General features: G+C 68.8%; 22 protein-coding genes. 4 read left to right on the forward strand and 18 right to left on the reverse strand.

The features are described from left to right. Positions 1-22: 22 nt before the first annotated feature. The 3 genes from ACUYTF_RS12600 to ACUYTF_RS12610 form a co-directional block, all read right to left on the reverse strand. Complete coding sequence (locus tag ACUYTF_RS12600; RefSeq protein WP_434143863.1) at positions 23-226, reverse strand: hypothetical protein; 204 nt, start codon at positions 224-226, stop codon at positions 23-25. 251 nt (positions 227-477) lie between these two features. Beyond that, entirely contained in the window at positions 478-1,107 is a 630-nt protein-coding gene (gene rpsD, locus ACUYTF_RS12605) for a 30S ribosomal protein S4 (protein WP_434143861.1), read from the reverse strand. Positions 1,108-1,384: 277 nt separating this feature from the next. Continuing rightward, a complete protein-coding gene (locus ACUYTF_RS12610; protein WP_449279905.1) occupies positions 1,385-2,800 on the reverse strand; it encodes a replication-associated recombination protein A in 1,416 nt (471 codons plus the stop codon). Between the two features lie 120 nt (positions 2,801-2,920). Between ACUYTF_RS12610 and ACUYTF_RS12615 the strand changes: the two genes are divergently transcribed. Beyond that, complete coding sequence (locus tag ACUYTF_RS12615) at positions 2,921-4,153, forward strand: DUF349 domain-containing protein (protein ID WP_434143860.1); 1,233 nt, start codon at positions 2,921-2,923, stop codon at positions 4,151-4,153. An 86-nt stretch (positions 4,154-4,239) separates the two neighbouring features. Beyond that, positions 4,240-4,797 carry a hypothetical protein gene (locus ACUYTF_RS12620; protein WP_449279876.1) on the forward strand — a complete coding sequence of 186 codons (558 nt, stop codon included), beginning with the start codon at positions 4,240-4,242 and terminating at the stop codon, positions 4,795-4,797. 18 nt (positions 4,798-4,815) lie between these two features. Here the strand turns inward: ACUYTF_RS12620 and ACUYTF_RS12625 are convergent, their stop codons facing one another. From ACUYTF_RS12625 to leuA, 7 genes are all read right to left on the reverse strand, one after another. Then, the gene (locus tag ACUYTF_RS12625; protein WP_434143857.1) at positions 4,816-7,062 is read right to left on the reverse strand and encodes a RelA/SpoT family protein; all 2,247 of its coding nucleotides are present in this window, start codon (positions 7,060-7,062) and stop codon (positions 4,816-4,818) included. Between the two features lie 24 nt (positions 7,063-7,086). After that, positions 7,087-8,109, reverse strand: coding sequence for a protein translocase subunit SecF (gene secF, locus ACUYTF_RS12630; RefSeq protein WP_434143855.1), 1,023 nt, complete (start codon positions 8,107-8,109; stop codon positions 7,087-7,089). Positions 8,110-8,111: 2 nt separating this feature from the next. Further along, the gene (gene secD / locus ACUYTF_RS12635) at positions 8,112-9,998 is read right to left on the reverse strand and encodes a protein translocase subunit SecD (protein ID WP_434143853.1); all 1,887 of its coding nucleotides are present in this window, start codon (positions 9,996-9,998) and stop codon (positions 8,112-8,114) included. A gap of 59 nt (positions 9,999-10,057) precedes the next feature. Beyond that, positions 10,058-10,498, reverse strand: a complete 441-nt coding sequence (yajC, locus tag ACUYTF_RS12640) for a preprotein translocase subunit YajC (RefSeq protein ID WP_449279877.1) — start codon at positions 10,496-10,498, stop codon at positions 10,058-10,060. 96 nt (positions 10,499-10,594) lie between these two features. Beyond that, the gene (gene ruvB, locus ACUYTF_RS12645) at positions 10,595-11,602 is read right to left on the reverse strand and encodes a Holliday junction branch migration DNA helicase RuvB (protein ID WP_434143850.1); all 1,008 of its coding nucleotides are present in this window, start codon (positions 11,600-11,602) and stop codon (positions 10,595-10,597) included. Continuing rightward, positions 11,599-12,222 (reverse strand): Holliday junction branch migration protein RuvA, encoded by a 624-nt coding sequence (gene ruvA / locus ACUYTF_RS12650; protein WP_449279878.1) that lies wholly within the window; start codon positions 12,220-12,222, stop codon positions 11,599-11,601. The genes ruvB and ruvA overlap by 4 nt, the downstream gene beginning before the upstream one ends. Before the next feature lie 162 nt (positions 12,223-12,384). Next, positions 12,385-14,178, reverse strand: coding sequence for a 2-isopropylmalate synthase (gene leuA / locus ACUYTF_RS12655; RefSeq protein ID WP_434143846.1), 1,794 nt, complete (start codon positions 14,176-14,178; stop codon positions 12,385-12,387). A gap of 168 nt (positions 14,179-14,346) precedes the next feature. On the opposite strand from leuA, the gene ACUYTF_RS12660 reads away from it, so the two are divergent. Continuing rightward, entirely contained in the window at positions 14,347-16,173 is a 1,827-nt protein-coding gene (locus ACUYTF_RS12660; RefSeq protein WP_449279879.1) for a DUF2207 domain-containing protein, read from the forward strand. A 29-nt stretch (positions 16,174-16,202) separates the two neighbouring features. Here ACUYTF_RS12660 and ACUYTF_RS12665 read toward each other — a convergent pair whose 3' ends face one another. Genes ACUYTF_RS12665 through ACUYTF_RS12690 form a run of 6 tightly spaced genes read right to left on the reverse strand, consistent with a single transcriptional unit; the run spans position 16,203 to position 20,590 of the window. Beyond that, positions 16,203-16,586, reverse strand: coding sequence for a DUF5684 domain-containing protein (locus ACUYTF_RS12665; RefSeq protein ID WP_434143843.1), 384 nt, complete (start codon positions 16,584-16,586; stop codon positions 16,203-16,205). 19 nt (positions 16,587-16,605) lie between these two features. Continuing rightward, the gene (gene era / locus ACUYTF_RS12670; protein ID WP_434143841.1) at positions 16,606-17,523 is read right to left on the reverse strand and encodes a GTPase Era; all 918 of its coding nucleotides are present in this window, start codon (positions 17,521-17,523) and stop codon (positions 16,606-16,608) included. Further along, positions 17,520-18,806 carry a CNNM domain-containing protein gene (locus ACUYTF_RS12675; RefSeq protein WP_434143839.1) on the reverse strand — a complete coding sequence of 429 codons (1,287 nt, stop codon included), beginning with the start codon at positions 18,804-18,806 and terminating at the stop codon, positions 17,520-17,522. The genes era and ACUYTF_RS12675 overlap by 4 nt, the downstream gene beginning before the upstream one ends. Beyond that, on the reverse strand, positions 18,803-19,264 hold the full coding sequence (gene ybeY, locus ACUYTF_RS12680; protein WP_434143838.1) for an rRNA maturation RNase YbeY: 462 nt from the start codon (positions 19,262-19,264) through the stop codon (positions 18,803-18,805). Before ybeY ends, ACUYTF_RS12675 begins: the two co-directional genes overlap by 4 nt. After that, positions 19,261-20,250, reverse strand: a complete 990-nt coding sequence (locus tag ACUYTF_RS12685; protein ID WP_449279880.1) for a PhoH family protein — start codon at positions 20,248-20,250, stop codon at positions 19,261-19,263. The genes ybeY and ACUYTF_RS12685 overlap by 4 nt, the downstream gene beginning before the upstream one ends. Then, positions 20,240-20,590, reverse strand: a complete 351-nt coding sequence (locus ACUYTF_RS12690) for an HIT domain-containing protein (protein ID WP_434143835.1) — start codon at positions 20,588-20,590, stop codon at positions 20,240-20,242. Before ACUYTF_RS12690 ends, ACUYTF_RS12685 begins: the two co-directional genes overlap by 11 nt. 88 nt (positions 20,591-20,678) lie before the next feature. Here ACUYTF_RS12690 and ACUYTF_RS12695 point away from each other — a divergent pair, with 88 nt between their 5' ends. Next, on the forward strand, positions 20,679-21,371 hold the full coding sequence (locus ACUYTF_RS12695; RefSeq protein WP_434143834.1) for a hypothetical protein: 693 nt from the start codon (positions 20,679-20,681) through the stop codon (positions 21,369-21,371). Between the two features lie 24 nt (positions 21,372-21,395). Here the strand turns inward: ACUYTF_RS12695 and ACUYTF_RS12700 are convergent, their stop codons facing one another. Further along, a complete protein-coding gene (locus tag ACUYTF_RS12700) occupies positions 21,396-22,151 on the reverse strand; it encodes a 16S rRNA (uracil(1498)-N(3))-methyltransferase (RefSeq protein ID WP_434143832.1) in 756 nt (251 codons plus the stop codon). A 14-nt stretch (positions 22,152-22,165) separates the two neighbouring features. Further along, complete coding sequence (dnaJ, locus tag ACUYTF_RS12705; RefSeq protein ID WP_449279881.1) at positions 22,166-23,263, reverse strand: molecular chaperone DnaJ; 1,098 nt, start codon at positions 23,261-23,263, stop codon at positions 22,166-22,168. Positions 23,264-23,293: the final 30 nt, after the last annotated feature.

Genomic DNA, 23,293 nt, shown 5'->3' on the forward strand with positions numbered 1-23,293 from the left:
GAAAGTGGGCGGGCGGCCCGGGCTACAGCGCGCGCTCGGGCGACGTACCGGGCTCGGCGTCGCCGGCCTCGGTGTCGTGGTAGCCGGCGGCGAAGGCGCGACCGAACTCGTCGAGGCCGCGGTTCACCCGGTCGAAGAAGCGCCGCCCCTCGGTCGTCTGGTTGACGAAGTGGGCAGCGATGAATCCGATCATCGCGCCGCTCAACAGCCACATCAGCTTGCGCATGCCACGCTCCTCCTCCTGCTCCGCGGTCGCGCGCGGGTGCGCGGCGCCGAAAACACCACTCAAGCTTAGCGCCCCGGGCATGGCGGTTCTGGGATTCTCGCCAGGGATCGCCGGGCCCGTGAACGCGAGAAGGGCGCCGGAGAATATCTCCGACGCCCTTCTCGCGTATTACTACTTAGCGAGCTGCGTAGCAGGCCGCCGCTTGCGCGGCCGCCTGAAACGCTGTACTCATCACGAGTACTCCGCAGCTCTTAGCGAGCTGCGTAGTACTCGACCACGAGCTGCACTTCGCAGGTCACCGGGACCTCGGCGCGCTTCGGGCGGCGCACGAGGCGCGCCTGGAGCTTGTCGAGCTCGACCTCGAGGTAGCCGGGAACGTTCGGCAGCACCTCGGCGTGGCCGCCGGCAGCGGCGACCTGGAACGGCTCGAGAGCCTCCGAGCGCTCCTTGACGTGGATGAGCTGACCCGGCTTCACGCGGAACGACGGGCGGTCGACGAGCTTGCCGTCGACGAGGATGTGGCGGTGCACGACGAGCTGGCGCGCCTGCGCGGTGGTGCGGGCGAAGCCGGCGCGCAGCACGAGCGCGTCGAGGCGCATCTCGAGCAGCTCGACCAGGTTCTCACCGGTCAGGCCGTCCTGGCGGCGGGCCTCGTTGAAGGCGATGACGAGCTGCTTCTCGCGGATGCCGTACTGGGCGCGCAGACGCTGCTTCTCGCGCAGACGGACGGCGTAGTCGCTATCGCTCTTGCGCTTGGTGCGGCCGTGCTGGCCGGGGCCGTAGGGGCGCTTCTCGAGGTAGCGCGCAGCCTTCGGAGTGAGGGCGATGCCGAGCGAGCGGCTCAGGCGGGTCTTGGAACGGGTACGCGACGTAGTCGACACGTGGATCCTTTCGGGTTTCTGACTGATGTGGTTGGGGGCGCGCGGTGCGCGATCCCGTTGTTCTCCCGGCCGTGCTGCATCCGCGTGGAGTCTCTCCACGCACGCGACGCAGCGAACCGCGACAGGCGAGAGGGCCTCTCGCGGTGAGGGAACGACCATTGCAGAAACCCGGCTACAGGGCGCCTGCCACCGGTCCTCCGCATGCAGCCTGCGGCGAAGGGGGTGTTGGCCAGCGTCTAGACTATCAGACTTTCGGCCGCCGACGCGGCATCGTGCCTCATGACCGGCCTCGGCTGATGCGGCGGATCTTCTCGAGGCGCTCGGAGACCTCGCGCTCGTTGCCGTGCGTCGTCGGCGAGTAGTAGATGCGCTCCTCGAGCTCGTCGGGCAGGTACTGCTGCGTCGAGACGCCGCGCGGGTCGTGGTGCGGGTAGATATACCCCTTGCCGTGCCCCATCTTCTTCGCTCCCGGGTAGTGCGCATCGCGGAGGTGGGGCGGCACGAGGCCGAAGCGCCCGGCGCGCACGTCGGCGATGGCCGAATCGATGGCCGTGATGACCGCATTCGACTTCGGCGCGGTGGCGATGTAGATCGTCGCCTCGGCGAGCGGGATGCGCGCCTCGGGGAGGCCGATGAGCTGCGTGGCCTCGGCGGCCGCCACGGCGACCGAGAGCGCCTGTGGGTCGGCCAGGCCGACGTCCTCGGCCGCATGGACCATGAGCCGGCGCGCGATGAAGCGCGGGTCCTCCCCCGCCTCGATCATGCGGGCGAGGTAGTGCAGCGCGGCATCGGGGTCCGAGCCGCGCATCGACTTGATGAAGGCGCTCGTGACGTCGTAGTGCTGGTCGCCGTTCCGGTCGTAGCGCAGGAGCGCCCGGTCGACCGAGGCCGCCACGATCTCCGCGGTGATCGCGACCGGGCCGACAGGCGATCCCTGCGCGACATCGCCCGCGTCGTCATCGGCATCGTCGGCCGCCTCGGGATCGCCTTCGACCTCGGCATCGTTCGCACCACTCGCCTCATCGGCGTCGTGCGCGGCGGCCAGGGCCGACATGGCGGCCGCCTCGAGGCTCGTGAGCGCCCGCCGCGCATCGCCCGAGGCGAGCTGCACGAGCGCGTCGAGCGCGCCGTCTTCGAGCGCGACCGCTCCGGCGAGACCGCGGGGGTCGGCCACCGCCCGTTCGAGCAACAGGCTCAGGTCGTCATCGGTGAGCGGTTCGAGGGTGAGCAGCAGCGATCGCGACAGCAGCGGACTGATCACGGAGAACGACGGGTTCTCGGTCGTCGCGGCGACGAGGGTGACCCACCCGTTCTCGACGCCCGGCAGCAGCGCATCCTGCTGCGCCTTGGTGAACCGGTGGATCTCGTCGAGGAAGAGCACCGTCGACACGTCGAACAGGTCGCGGTCGTTCAGCGCCTTCTCCATCACCGTGCGCACATCCTTGATGCCGGCGGTCACGGCCGAGAGCTCGACGAAACGGCGCCCGCTCGAGTGCGCGATCGCCTGCGCGATCGTCGTCTTCCCGGTGCCCGGCGGGCCCCACAGGATGATGGACACGGCTCCCGAGCCGGTCTCGCCCGCCGCGAGCACCCGCAACGGCGAACCGCGTCGCAGCAGATGCTGCTGGCCGACGACCTCGTCCAGGGATCGCGGGCGCATGCGCACCGCCAGCGGGGCGGTGCTCGAGGCCATCGGATTCGAACTCACACCACAACCCTAATCGAGCGCTGCCCACACCCGCCTGTGGCATAGTGGAGGGGTCTATTCCGTACGGTCGGTCAGCCGACCCGAACCACGACAGGTGAAACTACCGTGAGTGCTGCCAACGAGAACCCCTGGGGCCGCGTCGACGACGACCGCACCGTCTACGTGCGCGAAGGCGACGGCGAACGCGCTGTCGGCTCCTTCCCCGACGGAACCCCCGAAGAGGCGCTCGCCTACTTCGAACGCAAGTTCAGCGACCTGGCTGGGCAGATCACCCTGCTCGAGGCCCGCATCGCCCGCGGCACCGCCGATGCCTCGGCCGCCGAGACCGTCGCGAAGCTGCAGGAGCAGCTCGTGGAGCCCGCGGCCGTCGGCGACATCGCCGCCCTGCGCGCACGCGTCGAGAAGCTCTCGGGCAAGACCGCCGAGCTGAGCGAGAAGCAGCAGGCCGAACGCGACGCCGCCCGCCAGGAGGCCGTCTCGAAGCGCGAGGCGATCGTCGCCGAGGCCGAGCGCCTCGCCGCGCAGCCCGAGGCCTCGATCCGGTGGAAGGATACGAGCCAGGCGTTCGAACAGCTCTTCACCGATTGGCAGAGCTCGCAGCGCACCGGCCCCCAGATCCCGAAGTCGCAGGCGGATGCGCTCTGGAAGCGCTTCCGCTCGGCGCGCCAGACCTTCGATTCGGCCCGTCGTTCGCACTTCGCCCAGATGGACGCGAACAACAAGGACGTGAAGCAGCGCAAGGAGCGCATCATCGCCGCGGCCGAGGCGCTCGCCCCGCGCGGCATCGAGGGCATCCCCGCTTACCGCGGCCTGCTCGACGACTGGAAGGCCGCCGGTCGCGCGAGCCGCAAGCTCGACGACCAGCTCTGGGCGCGCTTCAAGGCCGCAGGCGATCTGCTCTACGCGGCGAAGGCCGAGGAGGCGGCGCAGTCGAACGAGGAGCAGAACGCGAACCTCGCCGCGAAGCAGCAGCTGCTCGACGAGGCCGCTCCGATCGCCGAGGAGCGCGACCATGCGAAGGCCCGCAAGCTCATCACCGCGATCCAGCTGAAGTGGGACGAGATCGGACGCGTCCCGCGTGAGGCCCTGCGCGACGTCGAGGGGCGTCTGCGCAAGATCGAGGACCACGTCAAGCAGCTGGAGGACGAGCACTGGCGCAAGACGAACCCCGAGACGAAGGCGCGCAGCGAAGGTCTGCGCGGTCAGCTCGAGGCCTCGATCGCGGAGCTCGAGAGCGAGCTCGCGACGGCTCAGGCCGGTGGCAACGCGAAGGCAGTGCAGGAGGCCGAATCGGCGCTCGCCACCCAGCGCTCGTGGCTCGCCGCCCTCGGCGACTGAGTCGACGGGAGTTCGGCCCCGGCCGACTTATCCACAGATGCTTCGAGGCCCTGGCGCATTCCGCGCCGGGGCCTCAGCCTTGAGGCATGCGCCATCCTTCCCCGACGAGGGCACCGCTCCCGCCGATACCGCCGCGTCTGCACGATTGGCCGGTCGCCGTGCGATCGGCGGCGCTGCTGCGCGGCATCGCCGTGCGCTGCGGCCCGGGCATCCGACTCGTCTCCTGGCCCGACACGCCGTCGGTGCGCGCGGCCGCGATCGGCGATGCCTTCACCATCGATCGCGTGGCGGCGCACCGCACCGCGGCATGGATCTGGGGCGCCGTGCGAGGCCCCGGCGCACGGCTGTCGTTCATCGTGACACGAGGGCGTCCGAATAATCTCGGTTCGGAGACCGGCGTCGCTCTCCACCAGTATCGGCTCGGAGCGAGCGAGGTCGTCGCCATCGGTCCGTACGCGGCGACCAGCCCGCGCCGCACGCTCTACGACCTGCTGCGCGGGGCCGAGTTCTCGAACGAGCACCGGCTCGCCTGTCGCATGCTGCTCACGCACGCGATCGGGAGCCGCGAAAGCTCCCTCGCCGAGCTGCCGATGCGACGCCGGCCGAACGAGCGCCGCATCATCGCGAGGCTGCGAGAGCTCTAGACGACCGGTCGACGGGCGTCAGTTGGTGATGCGGTAGACGTCGTACACGCCCTCAATGCGGCGTATCGCGCCGAGCACATGGTCGAGGTGCGTCGCGTTCGCCATCTCGAAGAGGAACTTGCTGATCGCGAGGCGAGAGCTCGAGGTGTTGACCGAGGCCGAGAGGATGTTGACGTGATGCTCGGAGAGCGTGCGGGTGACGTCCGAGAGCAGCCCGGAGCGATCGAGCGCCTCGACCTGCACCTGTACGAGGAAGAGGCTCTTCGACGTCGGCGCCCACTCGACTTCGACGACGCGGTCCTGCTGCGACTTGAGGCTCTGGAAGTTGTGGCAGTCGACGCGGTGCACCGACACGCCCTGGCCCTTGGTGACGAAGCCGAGAACCTCATCGCCGGGCACCGGGGTGCAGCACTTCGCGAGCTTCGCGAGCACGTCGGACGCGCCGGTGACGATGACACCGCTCGCGCTCGTCGCCTTCGGCGCACGCGGCGCCTCGAGGATCGAGAACTCGGCGACCGCCGGCTCGGTCGACGACTGATCGATCGCGTTGATCGCGCTGACCTTCTCGATCACCGACTGCGCGGAGATCTGGCCCTCGCCGACGGCCGCGTACAGCGCGGTGACGTCGACGTGGTTCAGCTGGAGGGCGACCTGCTGCAGCGCCTCCGAGTTCAGCACCTGATGCAGCGGCATGCCGACCTTGCGCAGCGCCTTCGTGATCTCGACCTTGCCGGTCTCAGCGGCCTCTTCGCGCCGCTCCTTCGTGAACCACTGGCGGATCTTGTTCTGCGCCCGCTTGCTCTTGACGAACTGCAGCCAGTCCTTGTTGGGCCCGGAATTCGGATCCTTGGAGGTGAACACCTCGACCACGTCGCCGTTCTGCAGACGCGTCTCGAGGGGCACGAGGCGGCCGTTCACACGAGCGCCCATCGTCCGGTGGCCGACCTCGGTGTGCACCGCATAGGCGAAGTCGACGGTGGTGCCCCCTTCGGGCAGCCCGATCACACGCCCCTTCGGCGTGAAGACGTAGACCTCCTTCGCTCCGATCTCGAAACGCAGCGCGTCGAGGAACTCGCTCGGATCCTCGGTCTCGGCCTGCCAGTCGGAGATGTGCGCGAGCCACGCCATATCGTTCGAACTCGGCCCCGCGGGCGCCTGCCGCTGCTTGTACTTCCAGTGGGCGGCGACGCCGTACTCGGCGCGCTGATGCATCTCGACGGTGCGGATCTGGATCTCGACGGCCCGGCCGTCGGGCCCGATCACCGTCGTGTGCAGCGACTGGTACAGGTTGAACTTCGGCGTCGCGATGTAGTCCTTGAACCGGCCGGGGATGGGGGTCCACCGTGCGTGGACCGCGCCGAGCACCGCGTAGCAGTCGCGGATCGAATTGACGAGCACGCGGATGCCGACCAGGTCGTAGATCTCGTCGAAGTCGCGTCCGCGCACGATCATCTTCTGGTAGATCGAGTACAGCTCCTTCGGCCGACCGGTCACCTCTCCGCGAATGCGCGCATCGCGCAGGTCGGTCTCGATCGAGCTGATGACCACGCCGACGAGCTCGTCGCGCTGCGGGTTGCGCTGCGACACGAGGTTCTCGATCTCGGCGTAGAGCTTGGGCTTCAGCACGGCGAACGAGAGGTCCTCGAGCTCGGACTTCAGCGACTGGATGCCGAGCCTGTGCGCCAGCGGCGCGTAGATCTCGAGCGTCTCCTGCGCCTTGCGCTTCGCCGAGTCGCTCGGCACGAAGCCCCAGGTGCGCGCATTGTGCAGGCGGTCCGCGAGCTTGATCACGAGCACGCGGATGTCCTTCGACATCGCGACGACCATCTTGCGCACGGTCTCGGCCTGGGCCGAATCCCCGTACTTCACCTTGTCGAGCTTCGTGACGCCGTCGACGAGCATCGCGATCTCTTCGCCGTAGTCGTCGGTGAGCTGCTGCAGCGTGTAGTCGGTGTCCTCGACCGTATCGTGCAGCAGTGCGGCCGCGATCGCCACCGGTGCGATGCCGAGTTCGGCGAGGATCTGCGCGACGGCGATCGGGTGCGTGATGTACGGCTCGCCGCTGCGGCGCTTCTGCCCGCGATGCGCGCGCTCCGCCGTCGCGTACGCCCGCTCGATGAGCGAGAGGTCGGCGCGCGGGTAGTTCCCGCGCACCGTCCGTATCAGCTGATCGACCGCGCCCGGGGCGCTGCCGCGCGAGAAGATGCGCGGCACGAGGCGGCGCAGGGAGACAGTACTGCCTGTATCCGTATCATGATGCGCCATGCCACCTCCTCGTATGGATTCAAGCTACACCTTCTGGGGCACGCTCTGCGAATCGAGCTGCTCCTCGCGCGCCCGCGCCTTCAGTACCGACGTATCGTGCTTCTTCACGCCCGCATCGCCCGAGCGCAGGTGCGCGTATGCCGGTGCCGCGATGAAGATCGTCGAGTAGGCGCCGACGAAAATGCCGATGAAGAGCGCGAGCGAGATGTCGCGCAGGGTGCCCGCACCGAGCACGAAGGCGCCGATGAACAGGATCGAGCCGACCGGCAGCAGCGCCACGACCGACGTGTTGATGGAGCGCACGAGCGTCTGGTTGACGCCGAGGTTGACGGCCTCGGCGAAGGTGCGGCTGCCGATCTCGTCGGGCGAGGTGTTCTCGCGGATCTTGTCGAACACCACGACGGTGTCGTAGAGCGAGTAGCCGAGGATCGTGAGGAAGCCGATCATGGCGGCCGGCGTGACCTCGAAGCCCGAGATGCCGTAGATGCCCGCGGTGATGATGAGGTCGTGGAAGAGCGCCGCGAGCGCCGACACCGACATCTTCCAGGTGCGGAAGTAGAGCGCCATCACCAGCGCCGAGATCAAGATGAACACGACGAGCGCGATGATCGCCTGCTTGGTGATGTCCTGACCCCAGGCCGGGCCGATGTAGGAGTAGGTGACCTCCGCCTCGTCGATGCCGTAGCCCTCGGCGAGCGCGGCCGTCACGGCCTGGTTGTCGGCGTCGCTCAACGCCTCGGTCTGCACGCGGATGTCGGTCGGGCCGAGCTGCGAGATGCGGGGAGCGCTCGAGGGGAGCACTTCAGCGACGGCGTCCTGCGCGATCGCAGGATCGCGATCCTGCGATGACGAGAGGTGCACCTGGAACTGGCTGCCGCCCGTGAACTCGATGCCGAAGGCGAACCCGCCGCGCAGGAACGGCCCGACGATGGCGATGATGATGAGCACCGCCGAGATCATGTACCACGTCTTGCGGCGACCCACGAAGTCGATCGACTTCTCTCCGGTGTGGAGCGCGTTGCCGAATTCGGCGAATGAACGAGCCATCTCTAGCTCTCCTTTCCGGCAGCAGCGGCGTCTTCGACGATGGAGGCGTTCTCCCCCGCCGCCTCGGCGGCCTTGCGCTCGGCGATCGTCTGGCGGCGCTCGGCCTCCTTGCGGCTGCGGGCGTTCTTCTTGCCTGCGCCGGTCGCAGTGATGACCGGCGCCCGGAACTGCATGCGGCCGCGGTAGACGGCGCCGAGCTGGCGCGGGTCGAGCCCCGACAAGCGGTGCCCCTCGCGGTAGAAGCGCGTGCGCGCGAGCAGTACCAGCATCGGGTGGGTGAAGAACGCGACGACGATGACGTCGACGATGGTCGTGAGACCGAGCGTGAACGCGAAGCCGCGCACGTTGCCGACCGCGAGCACAAACAGGATCACCGCGGCGAGCAGATTCACGCCGTCGGACGCGAGCACCGTGCGGATCGCGCGCTTCCATCCGTTCTCGACGGCGCCCTCGATCGAATAGCCGTCGCGCAGGGCATCCCTGATGCGCTCGAAGTAGACGATGAACGAGTCGGCGGTGAAGCCGACCGCGACGATGATGCCCGCGACGCCCGCGAGCGAGAGCCGGTAGCCCTGGCGCCACGAGAAGAAGGTGAGCAGCAGGTACGTGAGCACCGCCGCGATCACGAGCGACATGATCGTCACCGAGGCGAGCGCCCGGTACTGGAACAGCGAGTAGATCACGACGAGCAGCAGACCGATCAGGCCTGCGAGCAGACCCGCCTGCAGCTGGTTCGAACCGAGCGTCGCCGAGATGTCCTCCTGGCTCTGCACCGTGAAGCCGATCGGCAATGCGCCGAACTTCAGCTGGTCGGCGAGCAGCTGCGAGGTCTCCTGCGTGTAGCCGCCGGTGATCGACGGGCGGCCGTCGAGGATCTGGCCCTGCATCTGCGGGGCCGCGAGCACGCGGCCGTCGAGCACGAAGGCGAACTGATCCTGCGGCTGCGGTGCGCCGTAGAGGCGCGTGCTGATCTTGCCGAAGGTCTCGGTGCCGGCCTTGTTCAGAGTGAGCTGCACGGCCCATTCGCCGGTCGTCGCGCCGGTCGACGTGGTCGCCATCTGCGCGGTGGCATCGGAGATCGTGTCGCCCTTGAGCTCGACCGGGCCGAGGATGTACTTCAGCTGACCCGAGTTGTCGCAGGTGATGAGCGGGCGATCCGCTTTCGCGTTGCGGGTGTCGAGCGCGGCGTCGGAGTCGCAGCTGAACGCCGCGAACTGCTCCTGCAGCGCGGGCGTCAGCCATTCGAGATCGCCCGCGCCCTTCGGCAGCGGGTCCGGGTAGAGATCGGCCGGTTCCTCGGCGGTCTTCGCGTCGGCGTCGGCGGAATCGGTCTTCTTCGACTCCTGCTTCGCAGTCTCGTCCTTCGCGGCGTCCTTGCTCGCGGTGTCCTGCTTCGCAGTGTCTTCCTTCGCGGCGTCCCCGGCGGTCGCGTCCGCGTCGCCGGCTGCGGCCGTGTCGGCCGAGGCATCGGCGGAGGCGTCCGGGTTCGGCGTCGAGTAGTCCATGGCGAGCACGGGACGGAAGTCCAGCTGCGCCGAGGCCTCGATGCGCTGCAGCGTCGCGTCGTCGACCTTGCCCGGAATCGAGACCGAGATGTTCTGGCTGCCCTGCGTGGTGATCTCGGCCTCCGAGACGCCCGCCGCATCGATGCGCTGCCGGATGATCGACACCGCCTGCTGCAGCTGCTCGCCGCTGACGGCCTTGCCGTCGGTCTGCTCGGCCGCGAGCAGCACCTGGGTGCCGCCCTGCAGGTCGAGGGCGAGTTTCGGGGTCCAGGTCGCATCGCTGCGCTGCACGCCGAGGGCGATCAGGCCGGTGATGCCGACGATGATCACTAACAGGAAGACCAGGGATCGACGCGCTTTGCGCACGGCTGGTGTGGAGGCCAAAACGTAACTGCTTTCTCTACTGACGAACAGGAGCCCCCGCGGATCGCGGGGGCGCCGACTCAGGCCTGGGGCTTGGTCCCGTTGCCGTCCTCGTCGTTCGTCTCCTCGGGCTGCACGCCCTCGGCCTCGACTGCGTCGCTCGCGGCGTCTTCGATCTTCTCCGATTCGGCGTTCAGGCGCTCGCCGAACTCGGGGTCGTCATCGGGAGCGAGCTGCGGCTCGGCGCTCTCCGCGGGCGCCTCGGCGCCGGCGATGACCTGGCTGATCGCACTGCGGTGCACGACGATCGTCGAGGTGCCGCTCATGACGGTGGCGCGGTTGCTCTCCTCATCGATCGATTCGATCGTGCCGAAGATGCCCGACTGCAGCATGACCTCGGCGCCGGGGCGCAGCGAGTTCTGCAGCTCCTGCTGGGCCTGCTGACGCTTCTTGCCGTTGCGGAACATGAAGAAGATCAGCACGGCGATCAGGCCGAACATGACGAGAGTAATCGGGTCCACTATGGTCCTTTCGAGGAAGCGATGTGCCTGCGGCACAGACCCCTCAACTCTACCGTGCGGATTCCTCGATTCGCGCCGTGAACGAGAATTCCGGGGTCACACGGAGAAAAGGTGCTCCGGGATCGGGGCTCCGACGTGCTGCCAGCCGAGCTTCGTGGCCATGCGACCGCGCGAAGTCCGGGTGAGGAGCCCGGCGCGCACCAGGAACGGTTCGACGACCGCTTCGATCGTCTCGGCCTCTTCACCGACCGACACGGCGAGGTTCGCGAGCCCGACGGGGCCGCCGCCGAAGCGCTCGACGACGGCCGCGAGCACCTCCCGGTCGAGCCGGTCGAGGCCGTGCCGATCGACGTCGTAGAGCGTGAGCGCTGCATGCACCGTCTCGGTATCGCCCGGAGCGCCGTGCACGAGGCCGTAGTCGCGCACGCGACGCAGGAGACGGTTCGCGATGCGCGGCGTACCGCGCGAACGGCCGGCGATCTCGTCCACGCCCTCGTCCGAGAGGTCGAAACCGAGCAGCCCCGCGGCGCGCCTGATGACGCTCGCGAGCTCGTCGTCCGAATAGAACTCGAGGTGGGCGGTGAACCCGAAGCGGTCGCGCAGCGGGTTCGGCAGGAGCCCCGCACGGGTCGTCGCCCCGACGAGCGTGAACGGCGCGAGCTCGAGCGGCACCGACGTCGCCCCCGCCCCCTTGCCGACCATGATGTCGATCTTGAAGTCCTCCATCGCGAGGTACAGCATCTCTTCGGCGCTGCGCGCCATACGGTGGATCTCGTCGATGAAGAGCACCTCCCCCGGCGTGAGCGCCGAGAGCACGGCGGCGAGATCGCCGGCGTGCTGGATTGCGGGGCCCGACGTCTGGTGCAGCGGCTTGTCGAGCTCGGACGCCACGATCATCGAGAGCGTGGTCTTGCCGAGTCCGGGAGGGCCCGCGAGCAGAATGTGGTCGGGGGTGTGATCTCTGAGCGTCGCCGCTTCGAGCAGCAGCCCGAGCTGACCGCGCACTTTCGCCTGCCCGACGAACTCCGCCAGGCGCGTGGGCCTGAGGGCGCCCTCGAATCCCTGCTCCGACGGTGCGGCCTGCGGTGACAGCTCCCCCGTCATCGCGCGGCCCTCGAGCCGGCCCGGCCGGCCTGCAGCAGCACGAGCGCGGCGCGCAGCAACCCGGAGCTCTCGGCGGGCGCACCGGCGTCGAGCGCGTCCCGCACCGCCTGCTCGGCGTCGGCTTCGCGCCAGCCGAGGCCGACGAGCCCCTCGCTCACGCTCGCGGCGACCTGTTCCTCAGGGCTCGAGGCGGGTACCGCGGAATCGCTCTCGATCGCGTACTGCGCCAGCTTGCCGGCCAGCGATACGGTGATGAGCTTCGCCGTCTTCGGGCCGATGCCCGAGACCTTGCGGAACGGCTTCTCGTCCTCGGCCGCCACCGCGCGGGCGATCTCGCCCGGGCTCAGCGCCGACAGCACTCCGAGGGCGCTGCGCGGGCCGACCCCCGACACGCCGATCAGGTGTCCGAACACCTCCAGGTCGTCTGCTCCCGTGAAGCCGAAGAGCGTCAGCGAATCCTCGCGCACCACGAGCGACGTGTGCAACCGCACCTCGTCCCCCGGCACGAATTGCGCGACACGTCCGCTCGGCACTTCGACTCGCATCCCGACGCCGCCGATCTCGACGACCACCCAACCGGCACCCGCCGCCTGCACCTGTCCGCGCACTGAAGCAATCACAGCATCAGCCTAGAATGCACGGCCGAGAAACCGAGCCCGCCACACCGACCATTCGAAACTATCTACGAACGATCGGTGCGGCGGGCGGGTCGGTGCGAACGCCTACGCGGTGACGGTCTCCGGCGAATGCTCTGCATTCGCGTTCCGCACTGCTACCCCGCGCTACGCTCCGTGGGCTGCCGCCGTGTGCGGCACGGCAGTGCTGGGCGAATGCTCTGCATTCGCGTTCCGCACTGCCCTATTGACCGAGGAGACGATGGCCTTCAGCGTGGCGCGAGACGTGTCGGGGTCGATGCCGACGCCCCAGAGACGCTGGCCGTCGACCTCGAGATCGACGTAGGCCGCGGCGACCGCGTCGCCGCCCGAGCTCATCGCGTGCTCGACGTAGTCGAAGAGCGTAACCGCGCGGCCTTCGGCGTTCAGCGCATTGATGAACGCGTCGACGGGCCCGTTGCCTCGGGCCGTCATCGAGCTCTCGGCCGCGCCGTCGCGGTAGTCGACCTCGAGTTCGGTGACGCCGTCGCCCGCGCTCGACGTCGCGGTGCGGAACAGCTCGTAGCGCCCCCAGCGATCGGACGACGGGTCGGAGCTCGGCAGGTACTCGTCCTGGAAGATGCGCCAGATCTCGTCGCTCGACACCTCGCCGCCCTCGGAATCGGTGACGCCCTGCACGACCGCGCTGAACTCGATCTGCAGACGGCGCGGCAGATCGAGGCTGTGGTCGGTCTTCAGCAGGTACGAGACGCCGCCCTTGCCCGACTGCGAGTTCACGCGGATGACGGCCTCGTACGAACGGCCCAGATCCTTCGGGTCGACGGGAAGGTAGGGTACTGCCCATTCGACCTCGTCGATCGACTTCTCCGCCGCATCCGCGTCGGCCTGCATGCGCTCGAAGCCCTTCTTGATCGCATCCTGATGCGATCCCGAGAAGGCGGTGTAGACGAGGTCGCCGGCCCACGGGCTGCGCTCGGGCACGCGCAGCTGGTTGCAGTACTCGGCGGTGCGGCGCACCTCGTCGAGGCGCGAGAAGTCGATCTGGGGGTCGATGCCCTGCGTGAACATGTTGATGCCGAGCGCGACCAGGTCGACGTTGCCGGTGCGCTCGCCGTTGCCGAAGAGGCAGCCTTCGATACGGTCGGCCCCCGCCATGTAGCCCAGCTCGGCCGCGGCGATGGCGGTGCCGCGGTCGTTGTGCGGGTGCAGCGACAGGATCACGTTCTCGCGGTGCGCCAGGTTGCGGCTCATCCATTCGATCGAGTCGGCGTAGACGTTCGGCGTGGCCATCTCGACGGTGGCGGGCAGGTTGATGATGACCTTGCGCTCGGGCGTCGGCTCGAAGATCTCGAGCACCTCGTTGCAGACCTCCACGGCGTACTCCAGTTCGGTGCCGGTGTACGACTCGGGCGAGTACTCGTAGAAGACCTCGGTGTCGGGGCAGATGGCCTCGGATTCGCGGCACAGTCTCGCGCCGTCGAGCGCGATCTGCTTGATGCCGTCGCGATCCTGGCGGAAGACGACATCGCGCTGCAGAATGCTCGTCGAGTTGTACAGGTGCACGATCGCCTGCTTCGCGCCGATGATCGACTCGTAGGTGCGCTTGATGAGGTGCTCGCGCGCCTGGGTCAGCACCTGAATGGTGACATCGGCAGGGATCGCGTCTTCCTCGATCAGCTGGCGCACGAAGTCGAAATCGGTCTGGCTGGCCGACGGGAACCCGACCTCGATCTCCTTGTAGCCCATCTTCACGAGCAGGTCGAACATGATGCGCTTGCGCTCGGGGCTCATCGGGTCGATGAGCGCCTGGTTGCCGTCGCGCAGGTCGACCGCGCACCAGCGGGGCGCCTCGGTGATGCGCTTCGCCGGCCAGGTGCGGTCCGGGAGCTCGACCGTGATGATCTCGTTGAACGGACGGTAGCGATGGATCGGCATGCCCGAGGGCTGCTGCATGTTCTTCATGGGCTCGAATCTTTCTCGTCGAATACTTTGCTCAGCCAAACACGAACGCCGCGACGAGGGAGGCCTCAGATTAGGACTCGTCGCGGCAGCTAAGGAGAAGCGAGCCGAACAGCATGCTCCGATCCTAACACGCCGCCCGCCGCGCCCGTGTTCCCTAGAGTGGTCTGCATGGAAACGATCAGACGCGTCCATCCGATCCGCGCCCTCGTCCTCGCTCTGCTCGCCCTCGGGAGCATCCTCCTCGGCATCGCGCTCCCGAGCGTCGCCGCCTCGGCGAACGCGCAGATGTTCGGATACGAGAGCTGGAACGTGCGCTACGAGATCGGCGTCGACGCGGAGGGCCGCGCCGTCGCGCACGTGAGCGAGACGATCACGGCCAGGTTCCCCGATTTCGACCAGAATCGCGGCATCGTACGGGGGCTCCCGATCGACTACGAGGGCTCGCCGACCGATCCGCGCGACTTCACCGTGACCGACGCGAACGGCGCGCCCGTTCCGTTCGCGGTGGAGCGGGAGGACGGGTTCGTGGCCGTGCTCACCGGAGATGACGCATACGTGCACGGACGTCAGACCTATGTGATCGAGTACACCCTCAGCGACGTCGTGCTGGCGCGCGAGGATGGCCGCGCCGACGAGTTCTACTGGGACGTCATGGACTCCGAGCATGCGCAGTCGGTCGACTCGTTCACGGCCGAGATCGCGTTCTCGCCCGAGCTCGCCGACCGCATGAACGGCGACCTGCGCTGCTATACGGGCTCGGCCGGGTCGAACGCCGAATGCTCGATCTCCGAGCACGACGCGGAGTTCGCCGTGCCGTCGCTCCGCCTGCTCCCCCGCCAGGGCGTGACCGTCGCGATCGGGCTCGAACCCGGAAGCGTCGTGCAACCGCCGCGGCGCCTGCAGAATGCAGCGCTCGACTGGGGGCCGCTCGCGCTCACGGCCGGCGCAGGCGCCGTCGGCGTCGCAGGTCTCATCGTCGTCGGTCGACACGGTGCGCGCCGCAAGCAGTACCGGGGCACGGTCGTCGCCCAGTACGAGGTGCCGCCCGAGCTCCCGCCGCTCATCGCGGGCTCCATCGTCGGGAGCACGGGTCGGGCCGCCGCCGCCGAGATCGTCCACCTCGCGGTGAACGGCGCCATCCGCATCGAAGAGGGCGAGGATCAGGGCGTCTTCGGCCGCGGCGCGCCGCGGCCGATGCTCCGCGTGCTCGACGGGTTCCGCGCGCCCGACATGCTCGACAAGGCGATGCTGCAGTTGCTCTTCGACGAGATCGCTCCGGGCGAGACGTTCGTCGTCCCGAAGTCGAGCGAGCATTTCTCGGCCCGGATGCGCAGGCTCGGCGAGACCGCCGACGCCGAGGCCCTGAAACGCGGATTCTTCACGAAGGAGCGCACCCCCGCCGCGCGCGTGCTCGGCTTCGTGGGCCTGGGGCTCGCGGTCGTCGGACTCGCGGCGACGGCCGTCGCACTGGTCTCGCGCAACATCGGCCCGCAGCCGATCATCGCCGCCGCGGTGGGCGCCGTGGGGCTCGTCCTCGCACTGGTCTGCCTGTCGAAGCATCGCGTGCACACGCCGCTCGGCGCCGAGTGGCGGGAGCATCTCGAAGGGGTGAAGCTCTTCATCCGCGTCGCCGAGCAGGAGCGATTGCAGATGCTGCAGTCGTATACGGGGGCGGAGCGCTTCGACGACGGCAGCGTGAACGTGATCCACATCTACGAGAAGCTGCTGCCCTATGCCGTGCTCTTCAAGCTCGAGAAGGAGTGGGCGCGCACGCTCGAGGTCACCTATGCGACGTACGGAACCGCGACAGATATCGGCCCGGCATGGTATCCGGGGCTCGGTCTGCACGGCACTGCGGAGATCGGCGGCACGATCTCCCAGTTCACGAGCGCCATGACGTCGGCGACGAGCTACACCTCGAGCAGCTCGGGCGGTTCGAGCGGCGGGGGGTCCGTCGGCGGCGGAGGCGGAGGCGGCTTCAGCGGCGGAAGATGAGCATAGGGCGGGCCTTCGAGTAGGTGCCCCTACCTCCGCGGCCGGTAGCCTGCGCTGCCGAAGCCGAGGATGAGGTAGCCGATCACCGAGAACACCCACAGCAGGAAGAACGAGAACGCGCCTCCCTTGCCGAAGCGGTCGCCGGTGCGGATCGCGACGAAGATCGAGAAGACGATGTTCACGATCGGGATCAGGTAGAGCAGGGTCATCCACGCCGAATAGCCGGCGACCTTGACGAGGATGAAGACGTTCACGATGGGGATGATCGCAAGAATGCCGGGATACCCGGCCTTCGAGAACACCCGCCAGAGCGCGATGGCGACGATGACGTACCAGGCGATCGCGAAGATGCCGTAATTCTGGGAGAGCGCGGTGATCTGGGCCTGATCGGTGATGTCGACGAGTGCGTGCATGGCTCGAATTCTAGTCGGTTCAGAAGCCGAGCCGGCCGAGCGCCTTCGGGTCCCGCTGCCATTCCTTGAGCACCTTCACACGCAGTGAGAGGTAGACCCGGCGGCCGAGCAGCGCTTCGATCTCGCGGCGCGCATTCTTGCCGATCTCGCGGAGCCTCGACCCGCCGGCTCCGATGACGATGCCCTTCTGGCTGTCGCGTTCGACGTAGATCGACGCGTAGATCTCGAGAAGACCGGGCCCATCGTCCTCCGGCTCGCGCTCTTCGCGGTCGTCGACGGTCGCGGCGAGCGAGTGCGGCAGCTCTTCGCGGGCGCCTTCGAGGGCCGCTTCGCGGATGAGCTCGGCGATGCGGTCGTCCTCGCTCTCCTCGGTGGACTCGCTGTCGACGTAGAGCGGAGGCGATTCGGGCATGAGGTCGAGCAGCACGTCGCTCAGCACGTCGAGCTGCTCGTTGGCGACCGAGGAGACCGGTACGACCGCATCCCATTCGCGCAGTTCTCCGAGACGCGTGAGCTGGTCGATGATCTCGGTCTTCGACGCCCGGTCGACCTTCGTGAGGATGGCGACCTTCTTGGCGCGCGGGAAGTCGTTCAGGCGATCGTTGATGAAGCGGTCGCCGGGGCCGAGCTTCTCGTTCGCGGGCACGCAGAAGCCGATGACGTCGACGTCTCCGAGGGTCGACTCGACGAGCGCGTTCAGACGTTCGCCGAGCAGGGTGCGGGGGCGGTGGATGCCCGGCGTGTCGACGATGACGAGCTGGCCGTTCGGGCGATGCGCGATGCCGCGAATCGCCCGCCGCGTCGTCTGCGGCTTCGGGCTGGTGATGGCGATCTTCTCGCCGACGAGCGCGTTGGTGAGCGTCGATTTGCCGACGTTGGGGCGTCCGACGAAGGAGGCGAAGCCGGCCCGGTACCCCTCGGGTGTCTGCGCGTTCATTCCTGTTCCTCCTCGGTCCCGACGAATCGGGCTTCCACTGACATGAGTCGTCGATTGCGCCGCAGCGTCTCCGCGGCGATGAGTTCGATACCCGCGACCACGACGCGGTCCCCCGTTTCGGGCAGCCTGCCGAGGTGCTTCGCGACGATACCGCCGACCGAATCGACCTCGTCGTCCTCGAGCTCGATGTCGAAGAGCTCTCCGAGCCGCTCGACCGAGAGGCGGGCGCTCACGAGCAGCGACCCGTCGGCCTGCAGTTCGACCTCCGCGACCTCTCGGTCGTGCTCATCCGAGATGTCGCCGAGCAGCTCCTCGATGAGATCCTCGAGGGTGACCAGGCCCGATATCCCGCCGTACTCGTCGACCACGATCGCGAGGTGGGTCGCTTCGCGCTGCATCTGCCGCAGCAGTTCGTCGGCGCGCTGCAGCTCGGGGGCGAACATCGCGGGCTTCATGATGCGGGTGACGAGGGCCGTCTCGGCCTCCTCGGGCCGCCTGAACAGGAAGCCGCTGGCGTCGCGCAGGTGGACGATGCCGGCGATCTCGTCGATGTCGCCGTCGAAGACCGGCATGCGCGAGTGGCGCGAGGCGAGCAGCTGCTCGAGCGCTTCGCGCACGCTCGCCTCGTTCGATACCGCGATCATGTCGATGCGCGGCACCATCACCTCGCGCACGAGGGTATCGCCGAATTCGACGAGCGAGTGGATGTATTCGCGGTCGTCATCCTCGAGCACGGCGTGCTCGGCGGCCTGGTCGACCATGGACAGCAGCTGCTGCTCGTCGCGGATGCGCCCCGAGGAGCCGGCCCGCCCCGGGGTGACGCGATCGCCGAGGCGGATCAGCCCGGTCGCGATCGGCCCGAGGATGATGCGCAGACCGCGCACGAGCCGCGCGGTCGTGCGGATGAAGGCGTCGGCGTGATGCGTGCCGACCGTGCGCGGGCTCGACCCGACGAGCACGAAGGTGGCGGCGGTCATGACGAGGCCGGCGACGATCAGCGTGAGCCAGATGCGGTCGAGCGAGTATGCGAGCACGAGCGTGATGAGCACGGCGGAGAGCGTTTCGGTGAACACGCGTACGAAGCCGATGGTGTTCAGATGCGCGCGTTCGTCGTCGGCGATCGCCTGGATCGCGCGCCCGGTCTGGGTGCCCTCTTCCGCGAGGGCGAGCAGATCGGCCTTCGAGCGCACGCCGAGGGCCGCGTCCGTCGCTGCGAGCAGCCCGCCGAACGAGAGCAGCAGCACCGCGGCCGCCAGCAGCAGTGCGGCGAGGCCGGGGCTCACCGGGAGCGCTCGCGCATGGCGAAGGAGAGCAGCAGATCGCGCTGCAGGCCGAACATCTCCGCCTCTTCATCGGGCGTCGCGTGGTCGAAGCCGAGCAGGTGCAGCATGCCGTGCGTGAGCAGCACCGAGATCTCCTGCTGCAGGTCGTGACCGGCGGCCTCGGCCTGCATCTCGGCGACCTGGGGGCAGATCACGACGTCGCCGAGCAGCCCGGCCGGGGTCTTCGCGTCGACGCGCCCGGGGCGCAGCTCGTCCATCGGGAAGCTGAGCACGTCGGTCGGGCCCGGCTCGTCCATCCATTGGACGTGCAGCCGTTCGATCGAGGCTTCGTCGACGAGCAGCACGCCGAGCTCGGTGTCGGGGTGCACGTGCAGCGATTCGAGCACGAAGGCGCTGAGCCGCTGCAGGCGCGTCTCCTCGACCTCGATGGCCGACTCGTTGTTGATCTCGACACTCATGAGGCGTCGTCCTTTCGCTGCTGTATGCGCTCCTCGTAGGCAGTGTACGCATCGACGATGCGCCCGACGAGACTGTGCCGCACGATGTCGTCGGCGGTGAGGGACGCGAAGTGCATGTCTTCGACATCGTGCAGAATGCGGCTCGCGACGCTCAGCCCGCTCGAGCGCAGTGGCAGGTCGGCCTGCGTGCTGTCGCCGGTGATGACCATCTTCGAGCCGTAGCCGAGGCGGGTGAGGAACATCTTCATCTGCTCGGGTGTGGTGTTCTGCGCTTCGTCGAGGATGATGAACGCCTCGTTGAGGGTACGGCCGCGCATGTAGGCGAGCGGCGCGACCTCGATCGTGCCGTTCGCGAGGAGCCGGGGCACGAGCTCCGGGTCCATCATCGAGCCGACCGCGTCGAAGAGCGGTCGCAGATAGGGGTCGATCTTGTCCTCGAGGCTGCCGGGCAGGTAGCCGAGGCGCTCCCCCGCTTCGACGGCGGGGCGGGTCAGGATGATCTTCGCGACCTCGCGCTGCTGCAGCGCCTGAACGGCCTTGGCCATCGCGAGGTAGGTCTTGCCGGTGCCCGCCGGGCCCGTGCCGAAGACGATGGTGTTCTCGTCGATCGCATCGACGTAGGCGCGCTGGCCGGCGGTCTGGGCCCGCACGGACTGGCCCCGCACGGAGAGGATCGGCTCGCCGAGCGCGCGCCCCGCAGCGGCCCCTGCCCCGTTCTGCACCATCTTCGTGACGGCCTGCACATCGGTGCGCGAGACCGCGCCGCTGAGTCGGGCGACCTCGAGCACCTCGGCGACGACCTGCTCGGCCCGGCGCACGGCCTCGATCGGCCCGCGCAGCGACAGTACCTCGTCGCGCGCATGGAAGGACACATCGGGGTGCTGCGCCTCGAGATCGGCGATGAGCTGATCCCTGTGGCCGAGGAAGGCCGCGAGATCGACCCCGGTGAGCCGTACCGTGCGCTGCAGTTCCGGTTCAGGAGCCAACGAGCGAGCTCTCCCCGAATGCGCCGGCGAGCACGTGGGCGTGGACGTGGAAGACGGTCTGGCCGGCGCTCGCGCCGTTGTTGAAGATGAGCCGGAACTCGCCGTTGGCGCGTTCGGTCGCGATCTGCTGGGCCACCGCGATCATCTCTGCGAGGGTCTCGGGAGAGCCGGCCGCGAGCTCGGTCACGTTCGCGTACTCGGTCGACTTCGGCACGACGAGCACGTGCAGCGGCGCCTGGGGGGCGATATCGGGGAATGCGATGACGCGGTCGGTCTCGGCGATGATCTCGACCGGGATCTCGCCCGAGACGATCTTGCCGAACACGGTTTCTTCTGCCATGCGCTCAAGTCTACAGCGAGGTCCGCCGCGGCGTTCCGGGCCCCAGGGGTCGACGGGCCCGCATTCCGCGTTCTGGCAGAATGAAGCGGTGACCGAAACCTCGACCGAGCGGAGCGGCGGGCCCCCGTCGCGCCGACGTCTCCGACGGACTGCGCTCGGGCTCCCCGCAGTGGCGGTGCTCGGGGCGCTGCTCGTCGGCGTCGGTCTGCCGCTCGCGAACCCGCTCTTCCCCGCGAGCGAGGTGTCGTCGTGCACGATCGGCAAGAAGCTGATCCGCGAGCGCCGGGTGATCGTGCCGAAGCAGGTCAGCGACTGCGGCCGGTTCGTCTCGCGCCAGCGGGTCGCCTGCTCGAGCGACCCGGGCACCGAGGTGCCGCTCATCGCGGGGGTCACCTACGATCTCGTGGTGCGCGGCCCCAGGCTGGGCCGGCTGACGTCGCCGACCATCGCCTCGGCCACGGTATCGGAGGTGCAGAAGTACCCTCGGACCGCTGCCGGAGCCGACCTGGAGAATTCGTGGAGCGGGGCCGCGCACGCCCTCATGGAAGAGTTCTCGGTCGAAGCGCTGCGCGCCTTCGACTACGAGCAGCCGCCCTACGATGCGGAGTGCGAGGTCGGTCGCAGCGTCATGACGACGAAGGGCATCCAGTTCGTCGACGCCGAACGGGCGGCTGAACTGCTCGCGCCGCCGCCCGGCACTGCGCCGCGCGCACCGCTGCTGCCGTGCAGGGGCTTCCCGTGCACCGACCCGTTCGACGACCTGCCGCCGCAAGCGCCTTGAGGCGCGGCGTCGCCGCCGAGGGCTCTACCAGCGGCCGAGCGCCGTAGCCAGCACCGCGAGGGCGGCGGGGCCCGCCGACGAGGTGCGCAACACCGTATCGCCGAGCACGAGCGTACGCGCACCGGCGGCCTCCAGGGCATCGAGTTCGGCGTCGGCGAAGCCGCCCTCCGGGCCGACCACGAGCACGATCTCGTGCGCGGCGCGCGCCGCGCCGCCGTTCGCCCACTCGGAGAGTCGAGCGCCGCTGCGCGGATGCAGCGCGATGACCTCGGTGCCCGCGGCACCGGCGAGGGTGCAGAGCTCCGGCAGACCTACGGGCCGGTCGATGCCCGGAATGCGGGCGCGGAGCGACTGCTTCGAGGCCTCGCGGGCGATGCGCGCCCACTTCGCGACGCCCTTATCGGCCTTCTCGGCCCCCCACCGCGACACGGAGCGCGAAGCCTCCCACGGCACGATCGCGTCGACGCCGAACTCGGTGGCCTGCTCGACGGCCCGCTCGTCGCGGTCGCCCTTCGCGAGCGCCTGCACGAGCACCACGCGCTGCGCGGGCGCGGGCGCGGCGTGCCCCGTGTCGAGACGCACCGAGAAGCGGTCCCGCTCCAGCGTCACCACCTCGCCCGAGCCGATCGCACCGGAGCCGTTGCCCACCGAGATCCGCTCTCCGAGGCGCAGGCGCGAGACCTTCACGGCGTGACGCGCTTCGTCGCCGACGACCTCGACGGTCGCGCCGGCGCCGAAGGCACTGTCGTCGAGGTCTTCGCGGTAGTAGAGGTTGGCCATCTCGCGCTCGCCTCCTAGCGGAAGAAGCGGTCCCTGATCTTGCCGAAGAAGCTCTGGTGGAACTCGCCGAGATGCGGCGCGTCGTCCTTCCGGAGCGCGGCGAGCTGCCGCACCAGATCCTGCTCCCGCTTCGAGAGCTTCGTCGGAGTCGCGACCTGCACCGCGATCTTGAGGTCACCGCGGTTCGTCGTGCGCAGCCCCTGGATGCCGCGCCCGCGCACCGTGATGATGTCGCCCGATTGCACCCCGGCCTCGATTTCAACGGGGATCTCCCCGTCGAGGCCCTCGAGCTTCGACTGCACGCCGAGGATGGCGTCGGTCATCGACACCTGCATGGTGCACAGCAGGTCGTCGCCGTCGCGGCTGAAGATGTCGTGGTGGGTGACCCGGAACTCGATGAAGAGGTCGCCGTTCGGGCCGCCGCCCGGGCCGACCTCGCCGCCGCCGCGCATCTGGAGGCGGGTGCCCGTGTCGATGCCGGAGGGGATGTCGACCGGGATCGTGCGCCGTTCGCGCACGCGGCCCTTGCCGCCGCAGGTGATGCACGGATGCTCGATGACGGTGCCGTAGCCCTGGCAGCTGCCGCAGGGGTGCATCGTCACGACGTTGCCGAACAGCGAGCGCACCTGGCGCTGCACCTGTCCCTGGCCGCCGCAGACGTCGCAGGTGACGGGGTGCGTGCCGGGCTGGCAGCAGCTGCCCTGGCACGTGTCGCACAGCACGGCCGTGTTGACGGTGATGTCGCGCTGCGAGCCGAAGATGACCTCGTCGAGCGCGACGTCGACGCGGATCATGGCGTCGTCGCCGCGTTCGGAGCGGGAGCGCGGGCCTCGCTGGCCCCCGCCGAAGCCGCCCCCGCCGAAGAACGTCTCGAAGATGTCGCCGAAGCCGCCCATGCCGCCGTTCGCGTCGCCGCCGACGTCGTAGCGCTGGCGCTGCTCGGGATCGCTCAGCACGTCGTAGGCGTGGGTGACCGCCTTGAAGCGCTCGGACGCCTCCTCGCTCGGGTTCACGTCGGGGTGCAGCTCGCGCGCGAGACGGCGGTACGCCTTCTTGATCTCTTCGGGGGTCGCCTCACGAGAGACTCCCAGCGTTTCGTAGTGATCGGCCACGTTCTCGCTCCTCAGCAGATGGTGTCGTGT

Source organism: Leucobacter sp. GX0328, from assembly GCF_053567315.1.

Bases quoted from the DNA above. Each gene is read 5' to 3' on its own strand.
- ACUYTF_RS12600 (WP_434143863.1), bottom strand. From the start codon at position 226: ATGCGCAAGCTGATGTGGCTGTTGAGCGGCGCGATGATCGGATTCATC.
- ACUYTF_RS12610 (WP_449279905.1), bottom strand. From the start codon at position 2,800: ATGGCCTCGAGCACCGCCCCGCTGGCGGTGCGCATGCGCCCGCGATCC.
- ACUYTF_RS12620 (WP_449279876.1), top strand. From the start codon at position 4,240: ATGCGCCATCCTTCCCCGACGAGGGCACCGCTCCCGCCGATACCGCCG.
- ACUYTF_RS12625 (WP_434143857.1), bottom strand. From the start codon at position 7,062: ATGGCGCATCATGATACGGATACAGGCAGTACTGTCTCCCTGCGCCGC.
- secF (WP_434143855.1), bottom strand. From the start codon at position 8,109: ATGGCTCGTTCATTCGCCGAATTCGGCAACGCGCTCCACACCGGAGAG.
- ruvB (WP_434143850.1), bottom strand. From the start codon at position 11,602: ATGACGGGGGAGCTGTCACCGCAGGCCGCACCGTCGGAGCAGGGATTC.
- leuA (WP_434143846.1), bottom strand. From the start codon at position 14,178: ATGAAGAACATGCAGCAGCCCTCGGGCATGCCGATCCATCGCTACCGT.
- ACUYTF_RS12660 (WP_449279879.1), top strand. From the start codon at position 14,347: ATGGAAACGATCAGACGCGTCCATCCGATCCGCGCCCTCGTCCTCGCT.
- ACUYTF_RS12665 (WP_434143843.1), bottom strand. From the start codon at position 16,586: ATGCACGCACTCGTCGACATCACCGATCAGGCCCAGATCACCGCGCTC.
- era (WP_434143841.1), bottom strand. From the start codon at position 17,523: ATGAACGCGCAGACACCCGAGGGGTACCGGGCCGGCTTCGCCTCCTTC.
- ybeY (WP_434143838.1), bottom strand. From the start codon at position 19,264: ATGAGTGTCGAGATCAACAACGAGTCGGCCATCGAGGTCGAGGAGACG.
- ACUYTF_RS12690 (WP_434143835.1), bottom strand. From the start codon at position 20,590: ATGGCAGAAGAAACCGTGTTCGGCAAGATCGTCTCGGGCGAGATCCCG.
- ACUYTF_RS12700 (WP_434143832.1), bottom strand. From the start codon at position 22,151: ATGGCCAACCTCTACTACCGCGAAGACCTCGACGACAGTGCCTTCGGC.